This is a genomic window from Sphingopyxis sp. H053 (genome assembly GCF_001468225.1).
Classification (GTDB): domain Bacteria; phylum Pseudomonadota; class Alphaproteobacteria; order Sphingomonadales; family Sphingomonadaceae; genus Sphingopyxis.
Window position 1 is genome coordinate 600,241 of record NZ_LNRU01000001.1, and the last position, 22,712, is coordinate 622,952.

The window sequence follows — 22,712 nt, forward strand, 5'->3', positions numbered from 1 at the left end:
ATCAGGCGTGCCGTAGCAGTGCCGAACACCTTGATTTTACTGGCGTTGTGTCGCTCCACCGTCGACGAAAAGGCCGTGACCGGACATGAATCGCGCATCGTCGGACGCCAGAAAGGCGGCGACGTCGGCGATGTCTTCGGGCTGTCCGAGCCGGCCGAGCGCCGCCTTGTCGATCCAGCGCTGTTTGAACTCGGGCATCGCCGTGAAGGCGGGCGCTGTCATCGGCGTATCGATCGCGCCGGGCTGGATGCAGTTGACGGTGATGCCGAACGCCCCGACCTCCGCCGCGACCGATTTCGTCATACCGAGCACGGCATGCTTCGACGCGCTATACGCGGTCATCCCCGCTTCGCCAAAGCTCGACATCACCGATCCGATCAGGATGATCCGGCCGTGCGGCGAGCGCTTGAGCAAGGGCAGGGCGTCGCGCATCAGGCGGAAGACCGCTGTGACATTCACCGCCATCATCTGATCGAAAAATTCGTCGTCATGGCCATCCAGCATCTGCATGCCCGTGATGCCGGCACAGGCGACGACGATATCGAGCCCGCCGAAGCGTGCATCGACTTCGGCGACGAGCTTGGCATTGGTGCCGGGCTCGGTGACGTCGGCGACGATATCGACGTTGCCCGCGCGGTCGGTGGTCAGGACGCGCGCGCCGTCGGCAGCCAGCCGCCTTGCGGTTGCTAACCCAATCCCCGATCCCGCGCCGGTGACGAGCGCCGCGCGGCCGTCGAGACGGCCGGCCGTCATAGCGAACTGCCGCCGTCGATGCGGAATTCGGCGCCGGTCGCAAAGGCGGACTCATCCGACGCAAGATAAAGGACGATCGCCGAAATCTCCTCGGGCTTGCCGAGCCTCCCCACGGGATGCGTCGCGACCCAGCTATCGTAAAGCGCCTGTCCGTCCGCAACCTGCGCCATCACCTTGTCGAGGATGGGCGTGTGGATCGCACCCGGATGCACCGAATTGCAGCGGATGCCATAGCCCTTGCGCGCATAGTGCAGCGCGACCGATTTGGTGAGGTGCGTCACCGCGGCCTTGGCGGCGTTATAGGCGGCAAGGTCGCCCTGCGCGCGTACGCCGCACATCGATGACATGTTGATCACCGATCCGCCATGATCTTTCATCTTCGGGATGACATGCTTGCAGCCCAAAAAGACACCGTCGACGTCGATCGAAAATTCGTGGCGAAAGGCTTCGAGCGTCAGATCCTCAATCGACCCATGGGTGGTGATCCCGGCGTTGTTGACGAGAATGTCGATGCGCTCGCAGCTATCGAGCGCCGCTAGCCATTCCGCCTCGTTCGACACGTCGAGCCTGACGAAACGCTGCCCGAGTTCGGCAGCGAGCGCCTCGCCCGCGGCAGCATCGATATCGGCGATGACGACGCTCGCGCCCTCGGCGACGAAGCGGCGGACGATATCGAGGCCGAGCCCCGACGCGCCGCCGGTGACAAAGGCCGTCTTGCCCGCGACCCGTCCGCTTGCTCCTGCCATTTGATCCTCCCTCTTTTTCCGCGGCACTATCATCCTGCGCGCAGCGCGGGGGGACTATTTATTGCGCTAGGTGCGATGAGCGGGCGGACGGTTCCAAGGTTGCACGGCCCGTTGCAGGAGAGGCGGCATGTCGGCAGGCTGGGACTATATCATCGTCGGCGCGGGATCGGCGGGGTGCGTGCTCGCCGAGCAGCTCAGCGCCGACCCGCAAGTCCGCGTGCTCCTTCTCGAAGCGGGCGGCAGCAACGACAGCCGCTGGGTCGCGATCCCGAAGGGCGTCGCAAAGCTCGTCACCAATCCCGACCATATCTGGGCCTATGGCGTCTCGCAGCCGCGCGGCGATGGCGGCGCGCCGGGCGAGGTGTGGATCCGCGGCAAGGGTCTCGGCGGATCGTCGGCGGTCAACGGCATGATCTGGAGCCGCGGCGAACCCGCCGATTATGACGAGTGGGAGAAGCTCGGCTGCACCGGCTGGAACGGCGAGGCGATGACCGACGCCTTCCGCAAACTCGAGGATCATGGCCTTGGCGCAAGCGCGATGCGCGGCGCGGGCGGGCCGGTCGGCGTGGCGCCAAAGATCCACAGTTATCCGCTTGCCGAGACGATGGTTCAGGCCGGGGTCGAGATGGGGCTGCGTCCCGTCGACGATCTCAACGCCGCGACGTCGGACCGCGTCGGTTTCTATTCGCACAACGTCCGCCGCGGGCGGCGCGAGAGTGCGGCGACCACCTTCCTTGCGCGGTCGAAGAAGCGACCGAACCTGCACGTCGTCACCCACGCGATGGCCGAGCGGCTGATAATAGAAGGCGGACGCGTGACCGGTGTCGAGGCGCGGGTCGCCGGGCAACCGCAGCATTTCGATTGCGATGGCGAGGTGATCGTGTCGGGCGGCACGTTGGAAAGTCCGTTGCTGCTTCAGCGGTCGGGCATCGGCCCCGCCGATGTGCTCCGCGCCGCCGGGGTGGAGCCGATCGTCGACGCGCCCGACGTCGGCGGGCGAATGCGCGAGCATCTGGGCTTTTCGATGCCGCATCGCCTGTCGCGCGACGTCGGCAGCAACCGTAGCTTCTATGGGATCGGCCTCGCTCGCGCGATGGCGCAATATATGCTGACGCGCCGCGGGATCATGGCGACGGGGCCGTTCGAGGTCGGCGCCTTTCTGAATCTGACGAGCCGCGACATGCGGCCCGATCTGCAGCTCTATCTCGGCGGCTACACCTTTGCGCTTGGCGACGAGAAGCATCCGGTGCCGCTGAACAGCATCGACCGCAAGCCGGGGATGACCATCTATGGCCAGCTCCTGCGCCTGACGAGCGAGGGTAGCATCCTGATCGTGGGGTCCGGCAGCGACGCCGCGCCGGAGATCAAACCCAACTGGCTGTCGACGCGCGACGATGAGCACACGGCCGTCGCGGCGGTCCATGCGATGCGCCGCTATATGGCGCAGCCGGCGCTGGTCGGGCTGGTCGAGCGCGAGCTACTCCCCGGCGCGGCGGTGCAGAGCGACGCCGAAATCCTCGCCGCCTTTCGCCGCCTCGCGACCTGTGGGCTGCACGGCGTCGGGACGTGCCGGATGGGCAGCGACAATCGCGCGGTCACCGACGCGCGGCTCCGCGTCAACGGCGTCGATGGCCTGCGTGTTGTCGACTGTTCGGTGATGCCCTCGCCGGTGACGGGCAATACCAATGCCCCCGCGATGGCGCTCGCGCTCCGCGCTGCCGATCTGATCCGCGAGGATCGACGGAAATTGCGCGCGGTCGCCTAGACGGTCTCGCGATCCTTGAGCCAGCCGATCCCGCGGCGCAGCAGGTCATAGAAGACCGGCAGGTCCCACGCGCAGCGGTCGACCGTCGGCCACCAGTCCATCATCGGCTGCAGATCATAATGGCCGCGGCAATGCCCGAGCGTAAGGTACAGCACCGCACCGGCGCCATGTTGCTTGATATAGAAGACCGGATAGGTGCCGGGCGCATCATCGGCCTCGACGAAGCCGGTGCCCAGCCCCGTGCATTCAGTGTCGAGCAGCACGTGCAGAGCCCCGTGCGTTTCGAGATGATAAAGCTCGTCGGTCGTCTCGAACGGCTCGATCCCTTCGACGAGCGGATGATCGGGGTCGGCGACGCGGACGGTGTATGGTTCGATCGCGGGGTGGCTAATGAATTGCGACCCGAGCAGGTCCATCATCAGCGGCGCCCAGCGCGGCGCGTCCCAGACGCCGGTATCGAGCAGGCGGAGGATCGAGTTGGTGCCGTGGAGCGCGTACCAGCGCCCGCCCTTTGCGAGCCAGCGCTTCAGCGCCTCCTGCGCGGGAAGCGACGGGGTGACATCGCAGGTATAGGTGATCAGGATGTCCGCCGTCTCGATCGCCTCGATATCCTCGTAATTCTCGAACACGCGCGTGCGCACACGCTGATCCTCGGCGAGCAGCTTCAAAACCTCGAGCCGCGCAAAATCCATGTCGTGCCAGACGCCGCCGCAGATCAGCACGCAATCGATGCGGGACGGATGTTCGCTCTCGCTCATCGCCGGTCCTCTCCTTCTGTTACGACCGTTTCATGCGTGCATGCCGCGCTCGCGTCACCTTGCTGTATTGATAGGTTCACCGACGCTGCGAAACTGGCAAGAGAAACAATGAGAGGAGAGGCGCGATGCAGCAGAAGCTCGGCGGCAAGGTCGCTTTGGTCACCGGCGGGACGAGCGGCATCGGCGCTGCGACCGTTGGAAGGCTGGTTCGCGATGGCGCGAAGGTGGTTTTCACGGGCTCGAATGCCGAGGCCGCGGCGGCGGTCGAGGGCGAAACCGGCGCGATCTTCCGTGCCCACCGCGTCGAGGATGCGTCGGCATGGGACGCGCTGATGGCCGAGGTCGAGGCCGAATATGGCCGTCTCGACATCGCCTTCGCCAACGCCGGGACCGAGGCGGGCGACGCGAGTGTCGAGGATATCGGCATGGACGCGTGGAACCATATCGTCGGCGTCAACCAGACCGGGGTGATGCTCACCGTGCAGCACGCGATCCGCGCGATGGCGAAAAATCCGCAAGGGCCGAAGGGATCGATCATCGTCAACTCGTCGATGAATGCGCACCGCGCGATGGGCAATTATGCCGCTTATTCGGTGACCAAGGCCGCGGTGGTCGCGCTGGTCAAATCGGCGGCGATCCATTGCGCCGGGAAAGGCTATGCGATCCGCGTCAACGCGGTCCTGCCCGGCGTCGTCGAAACCGACATGATCCGCGGGGTGATCGACCGTGCGCCCGACCCCGCCGCGGCGCGCGCCGCGTTCGAGGGGATGGCGCCGATGAAACGCATGGCGCAGCTGGACGAGGTCAGCGCGCTGGTCGCGTTTCTGGCATCCGACGAGGCGGGTTTCATTTCGGGCGCCGACTATGTCATCGATGGCGCGACGACCGCCGGGATGATGGGCGTCTGACCCCGCTCAAGGCCGCCGCGGCGCATAGAGCCCGCGATGCTCGCGCGGTTCGCTGCGCTCATATTGCGGCGGCACGGCGATGGTCGCGCCCAGCGTAGCGGCGGCGTGCCACGGCCAGCGCGGATCATAGAGCGCCGCGCGCGCGATTGCGACCGCGTCGGCATCGCCATTTGCGATGATGGCTTCGGCCTCGATCGGGTCGGTAATCAGGCCGACGGCGATCACCGGCATAGTCACCGCATCCTTGACCGTCCGCGCCAGCGGCACCTGATACCCCGGGCTGAGCGCGATCTGCTGCGCCGAGTGCAATCCGCCGCTCGACACATTGATCGCGGCGCACCCGCGCGCTTCGAGCGCCTGCGCAAAAATGACGGTCTCTTCGATCGACCAGCCGCCCTCGACCCAGTCGGTGCCCGACACGCGCACCGTCACGGGGCCGTGCGCGGCGAACGCGTTGCGGACGATGTCGAAAATCTCGAGCGGGAAGCGCATCCGGTTTTCGAGACTGCCGCCATAGTCATCGTCGCGCCTGTTCGACAGCGGCGACAGAAACTGGTGGAGCAGATAGCCGTGCGCGGCGTGCAACTGGATCGCGTCGATCCCCAGCCGCGCCGCGCGTGTTGTCGCATCGGCGAAGGCGGCACGGATCCTCTCGAGCCCCCCGTCGTCGAGTGCGGCGGGCGCATTGTCGGCGGCGAGGAAGGGAAGCGCGGACGGGGCGACCGTCTGCCATCCATTCGTCGCATCGGGTGCGATCTGCGCGCCGCCGTCCCAGGGTTTAGCCGTGCTGGCCTTGCGCCCGGCATGTGCGAGCTGGATCGCGACCGGGATGTCCGACCATTGCCGCACCGCCGCCAGCACGCGCGCCATCGCCGCTTCGCTCGCATCATCATACAGGCCAACGTCGGCATAGGTGATGCGCCCTTCCGGCAAAACCGCCGCGGCCTCGATCGTCAGAACGCCCGCGCCCGAGATCGCGAGCTGGCCCAGATGCATCAGATGCCAGTCGGTCATTTGTCCGTCTTTGGCCGAATATTGGCACATCGGCGCGATGACGATGCGGTTGGGCAGCGACAATCCGCCGATCGCGATCCGCTCGAACAATCTGGCCACCATCTTCTCCCGCTATTCGCCGACATTTCAATACCCCCTGACGACGCCGTCAAGCCAGGAGGAGCGTGAAAAATAGGCCGGCAATGGCAGCGGATGAATTCGCAAAAATGACGATCGCAAGATGTCCGCTCACCGCGCCCCAGCCCGTTGCGCATCACTCACAGGATACCGTTCCCTTTATGGCAGCGACCGAGAGTTTCGGTGATTGATTTTGCTAATTCACTCGGACAGCCCTAAAAAATGGCAGGAAACTGCCATTTTCGCTGCGAGGCGAGAGGTCGGTGCACGACATCATAATCCGCGTGTCGGGGGTTGGAGTCCTTCCTCGGCCTTCGGCTCGAATTTGCGATTCGACACCTGATTTTGGGTGTCATTTGCCCCCAACGAAAACGGCGGTCTGCTGTCTTTATCCGGGCTGGCACGCAGTAGCGCTTAAGCCAGTCGTCAGCCGCGACGATGGTTGGTTTCCCAACGTCGCACCGCTACGGGCATTGTGGCGCCACCAGACAGGATTTCTATTGTGGCAAGTCCAGATGGCAATATGGCGCAGCTATAGGGGAGATCGGCGCTCGCGCTTAGCCGGACGTATCGGGCATTCACTGCTTTCTGCGGAAAGCGGGCAAGGAAATTCACGGGGTCGGCGGAATGTTCGGCGCGCCAGTTCGTGAGCGGTCGCATTTCACCAGAATTCTCGTCATCCGAACAGTCGATGCAGAAATGGATCGCGGACCCGTGTCCTGTTACACTGCCGGACTCCGGCGGGCGCAACCGAATCGCATCGATTGGCCGGGTGGCGCCCAGATCGATCTGAACCCAGCTGAAATCTTCCCGTTGTACCCCATCCTCGGGTGCTAGCCGGTAATAGCGCGCGATCGACGCGATGATCGGCAGTTCTGCCGCGGGCAGGGGCGGCGCCCCCGCGCGAGGCGATTCCGTTGGGAGAAGAGGCGCGGCGACAAGGCCGAGCCCACCGATTGCCGATCGCGCGATAAATTGTCGCCGGTTCGTCTGCATTTCTCGATCCCTTGAAACCCCGATCGCGCCATGTTCAAAGATAATATGGCGTATTGGTTATTTGTTCGCAGCCCTCTTTCGTGACCAGCACATGGTCCTCGAGGCCGCTCATGCCGACGCCCGGATGTTTCATAAAGGCTTCGACCGCGATCAGCATGCCGGGCTCATAGGGCTCGTCGATCTTTTCATATTCCTTGAACATGATTTCGTTCGCCGATGTGCCTTGCTTTTCCTTTTCGTCCTCAAGTGCGCCGGGATCGCCTGCGGGAATGATGTGCGGCCCATAGAAGGTGCCCATCTGATGACCGAAAATCCCTAAATTCAGATCGATCCCATCCCCTGCGTAGCGCAGGGCCGTTTTCTCGCCGATTATCCCGAGCTGCCTCGGGGTGACGCCGGGACGGATCGCCTTTATGATCGCCTTGCACGTCTCGGTGGCGCCCTCCAATATATGCCGCTGCTCCTTCGTGGGCCGACCCCCGCAAACAGCGGTGCGGCCGGGATCGAGCCAATAGCCCTGGAAGATCGGCCCCTGAATCCATCCGCGTACCATATCGCCTTTTTTCGGCGCGCTTGTGTCGTACCCGTACAACATGTCGCCGAGAAGGAAGCGTTCGGCATGCGCGCCGTGATGCATGTCGATGCGCGAGAAGCCGCCGCCACGCCGCATGATTTCCATCGCCGTGCGCGCCGCAGCCTCGGCCGAGGTCTCGCCGGCGATCAGCGCATCCATGCCCGCGGCCAGCGCATGGGTGGTGATGTCGCCGGCGGTCCGAAACGCCTCCTGCTCGCGCTTCGACTTTACGCGCTGGGGCTCGAGCAAGAACCATTCGTCGGTTACCCATTCGATTTGCGGGGTCAGGCTGCGGAGGCGCCGGTCGTACAGCCCCGGAAGCACGTCGTCGCCGACCACCGCGACGCGTCCCTCGATGCCATGCTTGCGAAAATATTCGGGGAGCCCCGTAATCAGGCTGGGCTCGTGGACGATCAACTCGCCGCAAACGACCTTGGCATATTCGGTTTCCTCCGGCGGCTGCGCGCTGTGCAGTTCGGGCGCGCGGCCGTCCCTGAACAGCACCGCCGAAAAGGTCCATGCGCCCATCTGGACGTCGTCGGCCCAATCCTGACCCGTGCCGTTATTTGCGAAGTTCGTGAGCCAGAGACCATTGCCGAGCCGGTCATAGGACCCGGCCCCGCGTGACCAGACGAGAAGATGGTCATAGCCCTTCGCGCGCATGGCGTCCCACACCCGCTTCCAGCGCGCTTCATATTCCTCGCGCGGGAAATAATTGCTGCCGGTCACGCTTCGCCTCCTCGCAAAATTGGCTGGTCAGCCCTTGATCCGCAGACTGAGGCCGATGGTGCGCGGCGCCGCATAGGTGACATTCTCATACGCCCCCACGATCGTGCTCACCGCGCCCGATCCGACCGCGAGGATGCCCCGTTTGTCGAACGCGTTGCGAATGAACAGGCTGACATCGACCCCGCCGCTCTCACCCCCGATGTCGAAGTTCGCCATGTCATAGGCCGGCCGGAAGCGCCCCGAACTGACGACGCCATCGATGGCAAAGGGCGTCTTGCCGACATGCTGCCAGCTTCCGCGCGCATAAACTTCCCACGCATCGCTCACCGGATAGCGCAGTTCCGACGACAGCGCGAATTTCCAGCGCGGCGTTTCCGGCGTGCGATCGCCCTCGGCATAACCCGCCGCCGCGCCGAATAGGTCGGGGACATCGGTAAAGCGGGCGTCGGCATAGCTCAGCTGCCCGCTGACCGTCACATGCGACGATGGGCGCAGGCTGACCTCCAGCTCCGCGCCGTCGATGCGCGCGTCGCCGGCGTTGGCGAAGAAGGTCGACCCGCACGGGTCGGGGATGGCGAGCTGGACGCCTTTTTGTTCGATGCGATAGGCGGCGCCGTTGACGGTCAGCACCCGATCCGGCGTTTCGACCTTTGCCCCGACTTCATAATTCCAAACCGAATCGGGGCTGAAAATCGCGCCGACCGATTCGGCGAGCGAGCAGCCGAGGGCAGGGGGCACCGCCGCATTGGCACCGCCCGCACGGAAACCGCGCGAGACGGTCGCGTAGAGGGTGGTGTTGCTATTGGGGCGGAAATTGACCGTGACGCGCGGGCTGGCGCTCGTCTTCTTCGCGGTGACCCGCGGCGTATCGGCGCCGCACAGGATGCCGGGTACGACTTCGGTGCAGCTGGCCTCGAGCGTATTCTTCAGCCGGTAGACGCGCAGCCCGGCAATCAGCTCGACCGTTTCGCTGACATCGAAATTGACTTCGGCAAAGCCGGCGAGCTGCTGGTCCGACGTCTTCTGGATATAGTCATAGGAGACCGGACCCACCGGTCCCGGCGCGGGGCCAAAGGTCGCATCGAGCAGGTCGGTAAAGGCCTGGCCGACGAAAATCTGTCCCAGTTGCTGGTCGGTATGGCTGAAATAGACACCCGCGATCCAGTTGAACGGGCCGTCGTTCGACGAGGTCAGCCGCAATTCCTGAACATAGGTGTCGGCTTTCGCCGGGGTCAGGCTGGCGAAGGGCGCGAACTCGCCGAGAATATTATAGCCAAGCGCGGTATAGTCGAGCGTCGCGTCGGATTCCTTGTGGAGATAGGAGCTCGACGAAACCAGCTCGACATTGCCGAGGCTCTTTTCGAGCGTCAGGTTTGCGACGAGCAGGTCGGTGCGCGACGGTTCGGGGCCGATCGCGCTCGCACGGCCGAACCCGGGCAGATTGCTCTGCGTCGCGATCGGGTTGTCGGCATCGATACGCTGGAAGAACAGGCTCGGCGTGATGATGAAATCATCGCCCGCCTCGAGCCGAAGCGCGCCGCGCAGGCTGAAGATCGTCGCGTCATTGGCATTTTTTTCGACGATATCATCGTCCGACTGCGGCGAGGTCAGTCCGGCGAGCGTGGCGTCGTAGCGCTCGATATAGCCTGCGATCTTTTCATAGGTGCCGGTCAGCCGCAGCGCGGCATTGGCAGACAGCGGCACATTGACCGCGGCCTTGGCGCCATAGCCTTCGCCGCCGCCCTTGACGCTGTTGACGAAGGCTTCGCCATGCGCGTCGAACCCTGAACTATCGGGCTGGTTGGTGATATAGCGGATGGTGCCGCCGGTCGAACTCGACCCGAACAATGTGCCCTGCGGGCCGCGCAGCACTTCGACGCGCTGCATGTCGAACAGATCGATGTTGGGCGTGCCGCTATAGGCGTCGGTCCGGAAGTCGAAAGGGGTGTCGTTGATATAGACCGCGACCGACGGCGCGAGCCCGAGGTCGGTCGTCAGCCCGCGAAGCCCGACGTTGGACTCGCCCGGACCGACGGGCGTGAAGGTCAGGCTGGGCGTGTTGCGGACGAGGCTTTCGGTGTCGCGGATCGCGAGGCGCTCCAGCGCTTCGCTGCCAAAGGCCGTCACCGCCTGCGGCACGTCCTGAAGCCGGCTTTCGCGCCGCTGCGCGGTGACGACGATGTCGCCGCCATTCTCGGCGGCGGGTTCGCTCTTCGCGTACGCCGGCGGGGCAAAGGCGCAGCCCGCCAGTAAGGAAATCATCATGGTCCGCTTCAACATATCAATCCCTCTCGATTTTTTGTTTTGTTTCGGCGTCGATCCGCCGCCGCGCGGGCCGCCGCCTTTACGGCGCCGCGAGCACTTCGGTGCGGCCGAGCCCGTTCTGCTTGACCGTGTCGGCGTAAATGAAACCGGGTTCGCGATGGTAGCTGAGCAGCGCGATGATCCGCTGGGTGTTCCCGGCCACCTCGGTCACCCGGTGCAGCGCCCGGCGTCCGCGGAACAGAAGCAGGGTGCCGGCCCCGACTTTCTGGAGGCGGGTTCGGGGCGATGCGCCGTCGAGAATGGCGTGGATCTCTTCGGGCGGCGCATCGTCGACGCCGGGCGCATATTCGAACGCGCCGCCGGTCTCGGCCTCCTGCAACAACAGCGAGACGACGAAGTCATTGTCGTCGAAATGCCAGCCCTGCTGGTCGCCGACGCCCATATAGGTGAGGTTGATGTTGATCAGCGGATCCGCAATCGTGTGAAGGCTGTCGATGTCCAGCGCGTCGCGGACGAGCGACATCAGCTCTTCCGATTCATAGAAACGCCGCAGCGCGCCGGCCGGATCGAGCAGGTCCGATCCCAATATCCACATCGAATAGGGCGAGGTGCGGCTGCGCAGTTCCTCATCGGCGACGGCGGCGATTGGCCCTTGCGGGTTGAAGCCGAGCCGCTGATCGCGGCGATAGGCGAGCGGGAATTTCGCGGCGGCTTCGGCCACCATTTCGGCCAGCGCGTCGGGCGCGATGAAATCGGGAAAGGCGGCTGCGCCGTCCTTTCCAAGCTGACCGGCGGCCCGGTCGACGATCGCGGCGCGACGATCGGGATCGGACAGGGGGTAGAGATTGGCGTTGACGATCGACATGAAGGCTCCTGAAAAAGACGGCCGGAAGAAATCTGCTCCATGAGATAATCGCATGCAGTATGGCGCACGCCAGCAGAGTATTTCGAGGTTATCATCTCGAAATGTTATGGAGGTGAAAGTCTCAACCCGCTGAACGGGGGCGCAGGCTGATCGTCCCGGCGACCGCGACGACCACGCACAGCAGGCAAAAGGCGCTGACGGCGCCAAGCGACAGATTCTGGAGCAAAAGTCCGCCGATCGCCGGCCCGACCGCAAGCCCGCCGCCGGTCACCGCGGGTGTCAGCGCGATCAGCCGCCCGTCGCGGTCGACCGATGCCAGCAGGCCGAATTGAAAGGCATATTGAAACGGCCAGGCAAAGGCGAACAGGCTGACCGCAAGGACGAAAGGCGTCGTGCCGGGCAGGAACGCGAGGCCGCCGACCCCGGCGACGAGAAGGGCGAGCCCGGACAACAGGCCGATGGTCCGCGGCAGCCGGCCCGCCACCACGCTGGCGACGAGCGAACCCGCGAGGCCGCCGAAGGCCGAAGCGGACAGCGCGAAGGCGACCGTTCCGGGCGAGAGCCCTTTGCCGATGCCGATCCGTTCGAGAAACGGCCACAGCGAGGCCATGCCGATGAAATAGAGGAGGATGCACGCCAGCGCGCCGATGACGAGGGGGTTGGCGGACAAGCGGCCGCGGCGCGGCCCCGCCGGCGCCGGCTGCGCTCTGCCGATGACGGGGGCGAGCCAGAAGCCGGGAAGGGTGATCGCGGACAGGATCAGGAAAATCCAGGGCCACCCCAGGCTGGCCGCGATCCAGCCAAAGCTGCCCATGCCGACCATGCCGACGACCGACTGGCCCGCGAAATAGATGCTGATACTGCGCTCGGGGCGCGCCGACCGTCCCATCGCCGCGTAGCAGATGCCGCCGACCACGCCTTCGCCCAGCCCGGAGAGGAAGCGCGTCGCCGCGACATAGCCATAATGGCCGTCGAGCATGGTCAGAAAATTGCCGGCGATCATCACCGCTAGCGCGGCGCGAATGACCACCGCCCAGCCGAACCGCGCCGTAATCAGCGGACATAGCAGGCTGCCGACAAGGATACCGCCCATGTTCAGCGCGGCGATCGTGCCCGCCCCCGCGACGCCATAACCAAAGCGATCCGCGAACACCCCCACCATCACGGGCAGGACCGCAGGCAGCGTCGCAGCCGCGACGCCCAGATAGATTGCGGCCCATGTCGAAGCGGGGGGCGTCGAAGCAGGCGGCGTCGAAACGAAGGACCTCGGCGAAGCGGCGGGCGCTATATGCGTTGTCATGCCGATCCGGGCTCGCGCTTGTGGAAACGTCCCGCCTTCATGATCGCGCGCAGGCGCCGGCCGTCTTCGGCGAGCAGCGCGATATCCTCGAGCGGGTCGCCATCGACGACGAGCAAGTCCGCCGTCGCGCCCGGCACGATACGGCCAAGATCGGGCCGCCCCAATATGTCGGCGCCGGTGACCGTTGCCGATCGCAATATCGCGGCGGCGGGCTGGATCTCGCGGCGATAAAGAAATTCGCGCGCCTGCATGTCGAACACATCGCCGGGCAAATCGGTGCCGAAACCCAGCGGGACGCCCGCGCGCCATGCGGTCTCAAACCCCTGCATCGCGAGGTGGGCAATCTCCTTCGCCTTAGCCGCCGCCGCCGCGGGCAGGCCGAGCGCTTCGCCGCGCTCGGTCAGCGCCATCACGACCGACAGCGTGGGCACGGCAAAGCCGCCGGCATCGCGCAGCGCGTCGGCGGCTTCGGATGAAATGAGTGTCGCATGCTCGACCGTCCGTACGCCCAGTTGCGCGGCGCGCATCACCGCCTCGGCCGTGTGGGCATGCGCCGCGACATAACGGCGCCACCGCGCCGCCTCCTCGACCGCGGCCTGCACTTCGTCATCGGTGAACTGCTGCATCCAGATGGGATCGGTGGGCGAAAGCACACCGCCCGACAACATGATCTTGATACAGTGTGCGCCCATGCGCAATTCCTCGCGCGCGGCGCGGCGCACTTCGTCGGCACCATCGACCACATGCGCGATCATGTTCATCCGGCTGCACCCGCACGGCTCGACATCCTCGTGGGCAGGGCGCATGTCGCCATGACCTCCGGTCATTGAAAGCGTGCGGCCGGCATAGAAGAAGCGCGGCCCCGGGATCAGGCCATCGTCGATCGCCTGCGCTAGACCATGGTCGCCGCCGCCGACATCGCGCAGGCTGGTAAATCCGCAATCGAGCGCGTGCCGTAACATCCGCGCGGCATGCGCCGAGGAATAGGTGGACGGATGATTGAGAAGCTGGGCCGCGTTGGCGCTGGAAAGCCTGGCATGGATATGGACATCGATCAGGCCGGGGATCAGGGTGCCGCCGCGCACGTCGACGATATCGGCACTGGCGACACGCGCCGGACCGGTATCGACCGCCGCGATCCGTCCGTTTTCGACCACCACATGGCAATCCTCGCGATACCCGTCCGCCGTCTCGTTCAGCACGCGCGCATTTTCAAATACGATTATCGTCAACTGATCTGTCCCCATCGGTCTTGCCTGAAGGTGGACAGCCTAGGCGCGGCAGAGCTGCCCCGTAACAAGAGAAATGTGGACACTCGATGCCTTTTTGATATGCAAGGGTGATGAGGAGCCTGCGCCAGTCCCTGCCACCGCTCAACGCGCTCGCGGTATTTGAAGCGGCGGCGCGGCACCGCAGCTTCACGCGCGCGGCGGCCGAACTCAATATCGCGCAGTCGGCGGTCAGCCGCCACGTCTCGAACCTCGAAGCCGACCTGGGGGTCACGCTCTTCATGCGAAGCGGCAACCGGCTCGCCCTCACCGGAGCGGGGGAAACGCTGGCCGATGCGATCCTTTCCGGCCTTGGCCGCATTCGCGACAGCGTCGAGGCTATCCGGCGCCGGCGCGGCGAAGCCGACAGCTTCACCATCGCCTGCACTTACGCGATGGCGCATGATTGGCTGATGCCGCGGTTCGGCATGCTGCGCGCGGTGCTGCCCAAGGCGCAGCTCCGGCTGATCACGTCTGACTCCTATCAGAGCTTCGATGCGGATGAAGTGGATTTGTCGATCCGCTATGGCGAACCGTCCGACTGGCCGGGCCTCAGGCATCGCAAACTTCTCGAGGAAGAAGTTTTCCCCGTTTGCGCGCCGGCAATGCTGGCGCAGTTTCCAGGGCTTGCCGAAGATAGCCCGCAGGCGTGGCAACAAGCGCCATTGCTGCATTTTGCGCCCGATGCCCAGGGCCGCGTCGACTGGCTCGACTGGTTTGGCGATCTCGGCATCGCGCCGTCGCAGGACGGCCCGATGTTCAGCGCGTATACGCCGATGCTTCAGGAAGCGCTGGCTGGACGCGGCGTCGTACTCGGCTGGCGCGGTATCGTGGATCCATATCTGGAAACGGGCCAACTCGTGCGTTTGGCGAACCGGTCGATGACCTCGGGGCATGCCTTCTACGTCGTCCACCGCGCCGACGCCTGCGAAGCGGTGATCGAGGCGGTGATCGAGGTGCTGGCCAATCCCGAACCGCCAGCGGCCCCAACTATTTCCTGACGCTGCCCGCAAGGAAGCGCTCGACCTCGAGCGCGAATTTCTCCGGCTCCTCGACCTGGGGCGAATGTCCGCTCCGCTCGAAATAGACGAGCCGCGCGCCGGGGATGGTTTTGCTGATCTTGTACGCGACGGTCGGTGAGACATTCGCATCGAAGCGTCCGTTGATGACGAGGGTTGAAACGTCAAGTTTGGCGAGCGCGGGATAAAGATCGAGCTTCATCGCGTCGAGCATGACCTCGGTGCAGACCTCTTGCGAGAAGGTGCCGACGTCGCCGCCGCCCGCCGCCAGATTGCGCTGGTCGTAATAGGACATTCGGTCATAGGCGTCGATCTCGATGCACCCCATCTGCCCCGCTGGCGTGGTGTTGTGGGGAATGGCCGCCACAATCTCTGGATACAGTTTGTCGAAGAGAAATTCATGCTCGGCGGGCTTGGGTGCGCCCGATCCGACCAGCACGAGATGGGCGACATGCTGGGGATAGCGGACGGCATAAGCCATCGAAAGAATGCCGCCCCAGCTGTGCCCGAGCAGATCGATACGCTCGACCTTCAGATGCCGCCGGAGCGCTTCCAGATCGCGGACCATCCCGTCGACGGTCAAATCCCCGGGCCCTCTCGTCGCCGGCGATTTGCCGGTGCCGCGCTGGTCGTAGAAGATGATCTGGCGGCGGGCGGACATCTCCTTCCAGACCGGCGCATTGACGAGATAGCTGTGATCGAAACCGGGGCCACCGTTGACGGCGACAAGCGGGACCTCGCCCGGCGCGCCGATCGCAACATGATAAAGCGTCTCGCCCCGCGGATCCGGCAACGGCGGTTCGTGCGCAGAAGCAAGGCCGGGCGTGGCGAGGCCAAGGCAAAGCGCGAGGACGAGATGGCGAGGCGTGCGGAAGGTCATGGCTCTCTCTCCGGAAAATCGTTCGTTCCAGCGATTAAGAAGGAAGTCGATTAATGGCGACCGCAAAGATCAGATGCATGCATGACAATTGGCTATGCAGTTGATGGTGGATGTGGACATCGAGCTTGGCTTTGCGCTGCGCGGACATCCATGTTGAGGATCGGCAAGCTCCTTACGTCTGCTTGATACCGTTTCCGGACAAAAGCGGACCGTCTCCAACCGGCCACAGCCGGCCTTTGGGCTACAGCTTATGCCACGCCTTTAATGGGCGGATTCTCTCCAAGCCGCGTTTCTCTCGAGTGATTGCGCGGTGATTACGGAGGATGGCGATGCCTACGACAACCATCAATCAGAGGACGGTAGATCGCTGCTGGACCAACAGTCGGGAATTGCTTCTCTGGGACGATATTCTGCGCGGGTTTGGCGTTCGCGTCACCGGTACCGGTACAAAGGCATACGTGTTTCAGTATCGCCTTGGCGGCAGAGAGTCCCGAACGAGGCGATATACGATAGGCCGGCACGGTTCGCCTTGGAATGCGACCAAAGCCCGCTCAGAGGCGGAGCGTCTGGCCCAAATGGTTGCCAGCAAGCAGGAGCTTGAAGTTCGCGTGGTAAGCTTTTGAAAGAAATGGTGGACGCACTAGGGCTCGAACCTAGGACCCGCTGATTAAGAGTCGTTTTCAGCACATTCCGTGTGCTTCCGTCGTCTTCCGACCCTGTGCATCTTTTTTCATTTATATCACTGAACTTAATGAATAATATCAGAAGGCCTCTTCCATATTCTTCCGTCCTGATGTACGTTCGAGCACCGTCTGTCAAGGTCATTTTGACACCCATACGGCACCCATAGAAGATCCATTTTGTCGTCTTTCGAGTTCGATCCATGGCTACATCACTGACAAAGAACGGTATTGAGGCGGCAATCGGCAAAGTACGTGCGAATCCCAAGCGTCGGGTCGAGCTTCGGGACGACAAGGAAGCGGGCCTTTTGTTGCGCGCAGGCGAACGCTCTTCGACCTGGTCACTCATGGCTCGTCTGCAGAACGGCCAGCGTAGCCGGATCAAGCTTGGAACCTGGCCAGGAATGGGTATCGCCGAAGCTCGTGCTGCAGCCCGCGTCGCGCGGACGCAGATTGACCAAGGCAGCAATCCCAACGAACGGAAGCGGGTCGCGCGCAGAACCGCCGCTATCGCTGCTCTCAACCGAAAGACGCTGCACGAAGTGATTGAGGACTATCACGCGGCGGTGCTTTCGCAGCATCGCCGTGGAGCACAGACCAAGCGCGCGCTCGATGGCAAGCGGGGGCTTCTGCGGACGTTGCTGAACCGCGAACCATGTTCGATCATGCAAGCCGAGATTTCCGATCTCGTGAAGAAGCATGCCAAGACGGCTCCTATCGCCGCCAATAGGAACCTGGCGTATGCCTCCGCCTTCTTCAACTGGTGCGTCGACGAAGGAGTGATGAGCGAGAATCCTGCTGCAAAGGTGCGCAAGCCGTCCAAGGAAAATGAACGAGAGCGATTCCACACAATTAATGAACTTGCGGAGATATGGGCCGCCGCGGGCACGCTAGGCTATCCATTCGATCAGCTTTTTCGGTTGCTGATCGTGCTGCCTAACCGGCGCGAAGAGGTAACGGCGATGCCTATTGAGCATCTCGATCTCGCCACCGACCAAGCACCTGGTGAAGCTGTGTGGTTGTTGCCTAGCGCTCGCACCAAGATGAACAACGCACTGCGCGTGCCGCTATCCGCATTGGCACGGTCTATCATCATCGAAGCGATCAAACATCCGGATCGACCGAAGGACTCCAAGTTCGTTTTCACCACGACGGGCGACACGCCTGTGTCCGGCTTCACCAAGGGGCGGCGCAGATTGGACAAGGCAATTCAAGATACTCGCATAGATCGGATGAAGGACGAAAACGCGGCTGAGATGCCGCATTGGGTGGTTCACGATCTCCGGACCACCTTCAACACTCACGCCTGTGAAATTTTGGGAGTTCCGCCTCACGTCGCGGACCGCATTCTCAACCACGTCGCGACCGCGACGCGATCCAAGATCATGCGCGTCTACAACAAGTCAGAACTCTTCGAGCCGCGAAAGGAGGCCCTTGGCGCTTGGGCGTCGCTCCTGGAGCAGCGCGTGATCCCTCATCGAAACCGCTCTGTCTAAGCACGACCCGACAGGTGCGGCGGCCCGTACAGCTTGGGCTGCGAGCTCACAGTAGCCCGGCGGTTGCTCAGCATATATGCCCGATTTTGCCAGACTATGCGATGACGCGGCGCAATGATCCCAATCGTGGCCGATGCAGCAGACGGTGCGCGCAGCCGCCACCATTGTCTGATGTGCAGACGTGCCCCTAGGTCGAAGTCTGTGTGGTAGCCCCCTGTAATCGTCGCGCTATTTCGGCCACGATCGTATCGGGTTCGGTGAGGGGAATGAAATGTCCCGAACGCGCGGCGATGACGTGACGGCCACGGGGAGACAGGGACGCGCGCCGAGCATGGGAAGCGTTGAACGCCGCGCGCAAGTTGGCCGACATGCCGGGGTCCGCCTTCGCTCCCGAGATCACCGTCACTGGAAAGGCGGCGTTCGGTCCCCGACCATCCCGCCAGCCGTTCATCGCCGCGATCATGCCCTTCAATTCCGCGCCCCGCGTGCGCATCGCGGCGTTGGTAAAGGCTTCGGCCCGGAACTCTTCTTGCAGGCGCGCGGGCAGCGGGGCGAGCTGATCTCGAAAGAGACGTTCGAGCAGGCCGACCCGGGCGAGCATGCAGCTTGCATGATGGACCACCTTCTCCGTGAAGCGGAAAGAGCGGAAAAAGACGGGGCCGCATCCCTCGTCGGACGGATCGACCAAGACCATCCCGGCCACACGGTCGGGCCACCGCGCAGCTGCTTCGCGCACTAAAAGCGCGCCGCCGCTGTGCGCGACCAGCAGGAGAGGCGCGGCATCAAGACTTTCCAGCAAATCCTCCAAGTCGTCGGTCATGCGCGCCACCGATCGCGGCTGGCTGTCGGGTTCGCTGCGGCCGAGACCGGCGCGATCGTAAACCACTGTCCGCGCCCTCCGCGACACCTCGGGCGCGACCAGTCCCCAATAGGATCCCGGCGCTGCGAGACCGGCTTCGAACACTATCGTCGGAACGCCGGGGGCGCTCTCGCCTCTGACCATGGCGTGGAGGCTGCGGCCGTCGCGCGTTTGGATGGCCCGGCTGGTGCCGAGCGGGTGATCGCTCATGCTGCGGAGGTCGTGCCGTGCGTCATGACCCGCGCCATCCACGCCAGCACACCGCGATCACGACGAGCGTCAGCCCTAGCGTTGCCCAAGAGACGATGTCGTACCAGCCGTCGCCGATCAGCGCCGCGACCAGCCCGACCGCGTTGGCGAGCGCCATCAGCAGCGGCCAGCGGAAGATGCGCCAGCCGGACTGGCCGCCTTTCGCACGCACCGTCATGCGGCGGGCTCCGTCTCGCCGCCGCTCTGCAATTCCGCGACGCGCTTCTCGATCGGCACCTTCCGCCGTCCGAGCCAGAGGCGAAGCCCGGTCCACAGCACAACGATCGCCGCGATGTCGAGTAGCCCCCAGATGATCTTGAGCGGCAGGCCGCCATAGTCGCCGAAATGCAGCGGCGCCGACACGAACAGCGTCTTTACATACCAAGGCATCGCGCGGACATCGGTGAGCTTGCCGGTTTCGGCATCGACCATCGCGGGGTTGATCAGCCGCTCGGTCAGCGGCGTATTGCCGGCGAGCGCGACCATATAATGATGTTTGGTGCTGAATTGGCTTCCGGGCCAGGAGACGAGGCTGACCTTGGCGTTTGGAACCGCGGCACGAACCGTCGCGACCGCCGCGTCTACCGACGTCAGCTTGGCGGGCGGCTTCGCATCCTTGTACGGCGCCGCCATCTCGGCAAGCTCGTCCATCTGCCAGATCATCGTGATCGGAAGCGTCATTGTGATGATGAAGCCCGTAAGACCGACGACACTGACCCAACCGAGCGTCACAATGCCGACCATGTTATGCGTGTCGAGCCATCGCAGCCGCCGACTGCGGTCCTTGCGCACCGTCCCGAAAGCGAGCTTGCGCATGAAGGGCGCGTAGACGACCACCCCCGACACCACGGCGACGAGGAAGACGAGGCCGATCAATCCGAGAAAAAGCTGCCCTGGAATGCCGAGCAGCAGATGGGCGTGGAGATCGAGCAGGAACGCCATCACCCCTTCGTTGAACGGCGGTGCGTCGAGGCGCTTGCCGCTGCGCGCGTCGTAGAGATAAAGTTTGCCCTCATCCTCGCCGGCGAGCGGTGTCGGGCCCACTGCGGCGAAGATGACCGGCTTGTCTGCGTCATAAGCGACGAAGATATTGTGCCATCCGGGATGCTCCTTCAGCGCATCGGCCGCGACGGCGTCGAGGCTGGCACTGCCCTCGGACGTCGCCTCGATCACCGGTGCGCGCGTCAGCTCGTCGATCTCCTCGTGAAAGATCAGCGGCAGCCCGGTGATGCAGAACATCAACAGGAACGCCGTGCAGACGAGGCTGGTCCATTTATGGACCAGATACCACCGCCTTATGCCCGTTTGCGAAAGCGCCATCGCCCGTCCTTCAGAACCTGAGTTCGATGCCCGCGCTGATCTTCCGCGGTTCGAGGAGGACCGCATTGTCGAGCGCGGGCACGTCCATGCCCGTGAACGGGTTTGCGCCAAGGCCCTTCGAGACGACCTTGTTGCTGTTGAGCAGGTTGCGCGCAGTCAGGAACAGCTTCGCCGGCCCGATGCTATAGGCGGCGCGCGCATTGACGACCGCCCATGAGCCGACCTTCGCGCGTTCGACGTTGAGCACTTCGGAAAAATAGGATCCGCTGTAACGGACGTCGGCTCCGAGCTCGAACCGGTCGTCGGGAGAAAAGCTGAAACCAGCGGCAAAGTTGAACGCGGGTGACCGCGGCAATTCCTTCCCGACTGCCCGCGGATCGCTGCTGTAGCGATTGATCTTGGTGTCGAGCAGGCCGATGTTCGCGAAAATTTCATTCTTCTCCGACGGTCGCCAGCTCAGGCCCACTTCAGCGCCTTGCGTGGTTGCGCGTTCGGCGTTGCGGATCTCGATCGACAGCGAGGTCAGATAGAGCGGGAGCTGCATGTCCTTGTAACGGCTGTAGAAGATATTGCCGGTGAGCGACAGGTCGTTACCTAGGCCGGCGCGCGCGAAGCCCTCGAAATTCCAGACATGCTCGGGCCGGTAGGTATAGCCCTGGAAGGGCGGCGAGAGGGTGATGCTGGCGCCGCCGGCGTTATAGCCTCGGCTCGCAGTGACGCCGACCGTCACTTCGGGTGCGAGGTCGAGTGACAGTGTCGCCTTGGGCAGGAACTCCTTGTAGGTTTCCTGAAAGTCCGTGACGAGGAACCCCGTCGCCCCGACGCGATAGCGCTTTTCTTCTTCATAGCGGGCGCCGAGGATGATCGAGAGCCGGTCGGCGGGCTTCACCGTTATTTCGCCGAACACCGCGGTCGTGTCGGTCTTGTCGCGATAGGCCCCGCCGCCGAGCAGGTCGTTCGTCTCGTCCTGGCGCGCGCGGAAGATATAGGCGGCGACGAACCCCGAGAAGCGCCCGTCCGGGGTGCCGTAGCGGAGCAGCGGCTGGGCCATATACTCTTCGCCGTCGATCTGCGCATTGCCGGTCCCGGCGGGCGCATAGCGGTTGACCCGGAAATCAGTGGCGGAAAGCAGCAATTGCAGGCTGAGCCCGTCAGTAAGGTCGAACGTCGTGTCGGAGATCGCGGTCGAGTTGCGCGAACGGAACACCGGCTGCTGCAAACCCGCATCGATCGAGATCGCGCGCTCGAACGGCAGCTTGACCCAGTTCGACTGCGGTTCCTTCCCGTCCTGGTAGGAAAGGGTTAGAAGCGAGCGGATGCCCTCCGCCGGCGTTAGCAGCAGCTTGCCGCGGAACGTCTTGGTGTCGTAGCGGCCGGGGTTTTCGGTGCCCGGATAGCCTTGAAAATCGACGAAGCTCTGGCTGCGCTGCCAGTCGACACTGGCGCGGAATGCGAGCACATCGGACACGATCGGGCCGCCAATGGCGGCCGAAGTCTGTACCTCGTCCCGGTTGCCGATGACCCCTCGCGCTGCGCCGTGCCAGTCGAAGGTCGGATCGGCGGTCTTGATCGCGACGACGCCCGCGATCGCGTTGCGCCCGAGCAAAGTGTTCTGCGGCCCGCGATAGACCTCGACCTGCTCGATATCCCAGAGGCTCGTATCGCCGAAGGTCGCCTCGTTGAAGCTCAGCGTGCGCCCGTCGACCAGATAGCTGAAGCGGGGTCGGCCACCCGCGAAAAAGGCGGTCGGGCCGCCGCCTGGCCCGGTGCCGTCGACGCCGCGCACCGCGGGCATGTCGTTGCCGGGCTCGGTCGCGATGATGTTGGGGATGCGGTCGAGCAATTCGTTGACCGACCAGACGCCTGATTTTCGTTCGATATCCTCCCGCGTCGATACCGAAACACTTGCTGCGGTTTCGCGCAGGGTCCGATTGGCGCGCTCGCCGTTGACGATGATGTCATCCGGCGCCGTCGGCGCATCCTCGGCTCGCACTGCTCCAGCCTGGCCGAACGCACAGGAGGCCGCGCCGATCACAAACAACATATTTTTCCGCATACAGAATATCGCCCCATTTTTGGCGCTTGGCGCCGATGGGGCAGGCCGACCTTATGTCATTTCCCTGATAAACCCACACGGGCCGTGCGCCGGCC

Annotated in this window: 20 protein-coding genes; 5 read left to right on the forward strand and 15 right to left on the reverse strand. The window is 64.0% G+C overall.

What is annotated here, in order from left to right; genetic code table 11:
* Positions 1 to 36: 36 nt before the first annotated feature.
* Entirely contained in the window at positions 37 to 753 is a 717-nt protein-coding gene (locus ATE70_RS02755; RefSeq protein ID WP_058536402.1) for an SDR family NAD(P)-dependent oxidoreductase, read from the reverse strand.
* Positions 750 to 1,499, reverse strand: a complete 750-nt coding sequence (locus tag ATE70_RS02760) for a glucose 1-dehydrogenase (protein ID WP_058536403.1) — start codon at positions 1,497 to 1,499, stop codon at positions 750 to 752. Before ATE70_RS02760 ends, ATE70_RS02755 begins: the two co-directional genes overlap by 4 nt.
* A gap of 127 nt (positions 1,500 to 1,626) precedes the next feature.
* On the opposite strand from ATE70_RS02760, the gene ATE70_RS02765 reads away from it, so the two are divergent.
* The gene (locus ATE70_RS02765) at positions 1,627 to 3,264 is read left to right on the forward strand and encodes a GMC family oxidoreductase (RefSeq protein ID WP_058536404.1); all 1,638 of its coding nucleotides are present in this window, start codon (positions 1,627 to 1,629) and stop codon (positions 3,262 to 3,264) included.
* Here ATE70_RS02765 and ATE70_RS02770 read toward each other — a convergent pair.
* A complete protein-coding gene (locus tag ATE70_RS02770; protein WP_058536405.1) occupies positions 3,261 to 4,022 on the reverse strand; it encodes a ThuA domain-containing protein in 762 nt (253 codons plus the stop codon). The genes ATE70_RS02765 and ATE70_RS02770 overlap by 4 nt on opposite strands.
* Before the next feature lie 125 nt (positions 4,023 to 4,147).
* Here ATE70_RS02770 and ATE70_RS02775 point away from each other — a divergent pair, with 125 nt between their 5' ends.
* Positions 4,148 to 4,930, forward strand: a complete 783-nt coding sequence (locus ATE70_RS02775; protein WP_058536406.1) for an SDR family NAD(P)-dependent oxidoreductase — start codon at positions 4,148 to 4,150, stop codon at positions 4,928 to 4,930.
* A 6-nt stretch (positions 4,931 to 4,936) separates the two neighbouring features.
* Here ATE70_RS02775 and ATE70_RS02780 read toward each other — a convergent pair whose 3' ends face one another.
* The 7 genes from ATE70_RS02780 to ATE70_RS02805 form a co-directional block, all read right to left on the reverse strand.
* Complete coding sequence (locus ATE70_RS02780; protein WP_058536407.1) at positions 4,937 to 6,046, reverse strand: NADH:flavin oxidoreductase/NADH oxidase; 1,110 nt, start codon at positions 6,044 to 6,046, stop codon at positions 4,937 to 4,939.
* A gap of 441 nt (positions 6,047 to 6,487) precedes the next feature.
* Positions 6,488 to 7,057 carry a discoidin domain-containing protein gene (locus ATE70_RS24680; RefSeq protein ID WP_156419615.1) on the reverse strand — a complete coding sequence of 190 codons (570 nt, stop codon included), beginning with the start codon at positions 7,055 to 7,057 and terminating at the stop codon, positions 6,488 to 6,490.
* 34 nt (positions 7,058 to 7,091) lie between these two features.
* Entirely contained in the window at positions 7,092 to 8,360 is a 1,269-nt protein-coding gene (locus tag ATE70_RS02785) for a M24 family metallopeptidase (RefSeq protein ID WP_058536408.1), read from the reverse strand.
* A 27-nt stretch (positions 8,361 to 8,387) separates the two neighbouring features.
* Positions 8,388 to 10,625, reverse strand: a complete 2,238-nt coding sequence (locus ATE70_RS02790) for a TonB-dependent receptor (protein WP_058799788.1) — start codon at positions 10,623 to 10,625, stop codon at positions 8,388 to 8,390.
* 79 nt (positions 10,626 to 10,704) lie between these two features.
* On the reverse strand, positions 10,705 to 11,490 hold the full coding sequence (locus tag ATE70_RS02795; RefSeq protein WP_058536410.1) for a HalD/BesD family halogenase: 786 nt from the start codon (positions 11,488 to 11,490) through the stop codon (positions 10,705 to 10,707).
* A gap of 121 nt (positions 11,491 to 11,611) precedes the next feature.
* Positions 11,612 to 12,790 carry an MFS transporter gene (locus ATE70_RS02800; RefSeq protein ID WP_058536411.1) on the reverse strand — a complete coding sequence of 393 codons (1,179 nt, stop codon included), beginning with the start codon at positions 12,788 to 12,790 and terminating at the stop codon, positions 11,612 to 11,614.
* Positions 12,787 to 14,022 (reverse strand): metal-dependent hydrolase family protein, encoded by a 1,236-nt coding sequence (locus ATE70_RS02805; protein WP_058536522.1) that lies wholly within the window; start codon positions 14,020 to 14,022, stop codon positions 12,787 to 12,789. Before ATE70_RS02805 ends, ATE70_RS02800 begins: the two co-directional genes overlap by 4 nt.
* 110 nt (positions 14,023 to 14,132) lie before the next feature.
* Between ATE70_RS02805 and ATE70_RS02810 the strand changes: the two genes are divergently transcribed.
* Positions 14,133 to 15,059, forward strand: a complete 927-nt coding sequence (locus ATE70_RS02810; RefSeq protein WP_058536412.1) for a LysR substrate-binding domain-containing protein — start codon at positions 14,133 to 14,135, stop codon at positions 15,057 to 15,059.
* On the opposite strand, the gene ATE70_RS02815 is transcribed toward ATE70_RS02810, so the two are convergent.
* The gene (locus tag ATE70_RS02815) at positions 15,049 to 15,957 is read right to left on the reverse strand and encodes an alpha/beta fold hydrolase (protein ID WP_058536413.1); all 909 of its coding nucleotides are present in this window, start codon (positions 15,955 to 15,957) and stop codon (positions 15,049 to 15,051) included. The genes ATE70_RS02810 and ATE70_RS02815 overlap by 11 nt on opposite strands.
* A gap of 329 nt (positions 15,958 to 16,286) precedes the next feature.
* On the opposite strand from ATE70_RS02815, the gene ATE70_RS24050 reads away from it, so the two are divergent.
* Positions 16,287 to 16,580 carry an Arm DNA-binding domain-containing protein gene (locus tag ATE70_RS24050; RefSeq protein WP_156419613.1) on the forward strand — a complete coding sequence of 98 codons (294 nt, stop codon included), beginning with the start codon at positions 16,287 to 16,289 and terminating at the stop codon, positions 16,578 to 16,580.
* A 260-nt stretch (positions 16,581 to 16,840) separates the two neighbouring features.
* The gene (locus tag ATE70_RS02820; protein WP_082639268.1) at positions 16,841 to 18,133 is read left to right on the forward strand and encodes a tyrosine-type recombinase/integrase; all 1,293 of its coding nucleotides are present in this window, start codon (positions 16,841 to 16,843) and stop codon (positions 18,131 to 18,133) included.
* Between the two features lie 187 nt (positions 18,134 to 18,320).
* On the opposite strand, the gene ATE70_RS02825 is transcribed toward ATE70_RS02820, so the two are convergent.
* From ATE70_RS02825 to ATE70_RS02840, 4 genes are read right to left on the reverse strand one after another with little or no spacing between them, the layout of a single operon-like run.
* The gene (locus tag ATE70_RS02825; RefSeq protein ID WP_058536414.1) at positions 18,321 to 19,202 is read right to left on the reverse strand and encodes an alpha/beta fold hydrolase; all 882 of its coding nucleotides are present in this window, start codon (positions 19,200 to 19,202) and stop codon (positions 18,321 to 18,323) included.
* Between the two features lie 22 nt (positions 19,203 to 19,224).
* On the reverse strand, positions 19,225 to 19,419 hold the full coding sequence (locus ATE70_RS02830; RefSeq protein WP_058536415.1) for a hypothetical protein: 195 nt from the start codon (positions 19,417 to 19,419) through the stop codon (positions 19,225 to 19,227).
* Positions 19,416 to 20,561 carry a PepSY-associated TM helix domain-containing protein gene (locus ATE70_RS02835; RefSeq protein ID WP_058536416.1) on the reverse strand — a complete coding sequence of 382 codons (1,146 nt, stop codon included), beginning with the start codon at positions 20,559 to 20,561 and terminating at the stop codon, positions 19,416 to 19,418. Before ATE70_RS02835 ends, ATE70_RS02830 begins: the two co-directional genes overlap by 4 nt.
* A 10-nt stretch (positions 20,562 to 20,571) precedes the next feature.
* On the reverse strand, positions 20,572 to 22,605 hold the full coding sequence (locus tag ATE70_RS02840; protein WP_058536417.1) for a TonB-dependent receptor: 2,034 nt from the start codon (positions 22,603 to 22,605) through the stop codon (positions 20,572 to 20,574).
* Positions 22,606 to 22,712 lie beyond the last annotated feature (107 nt).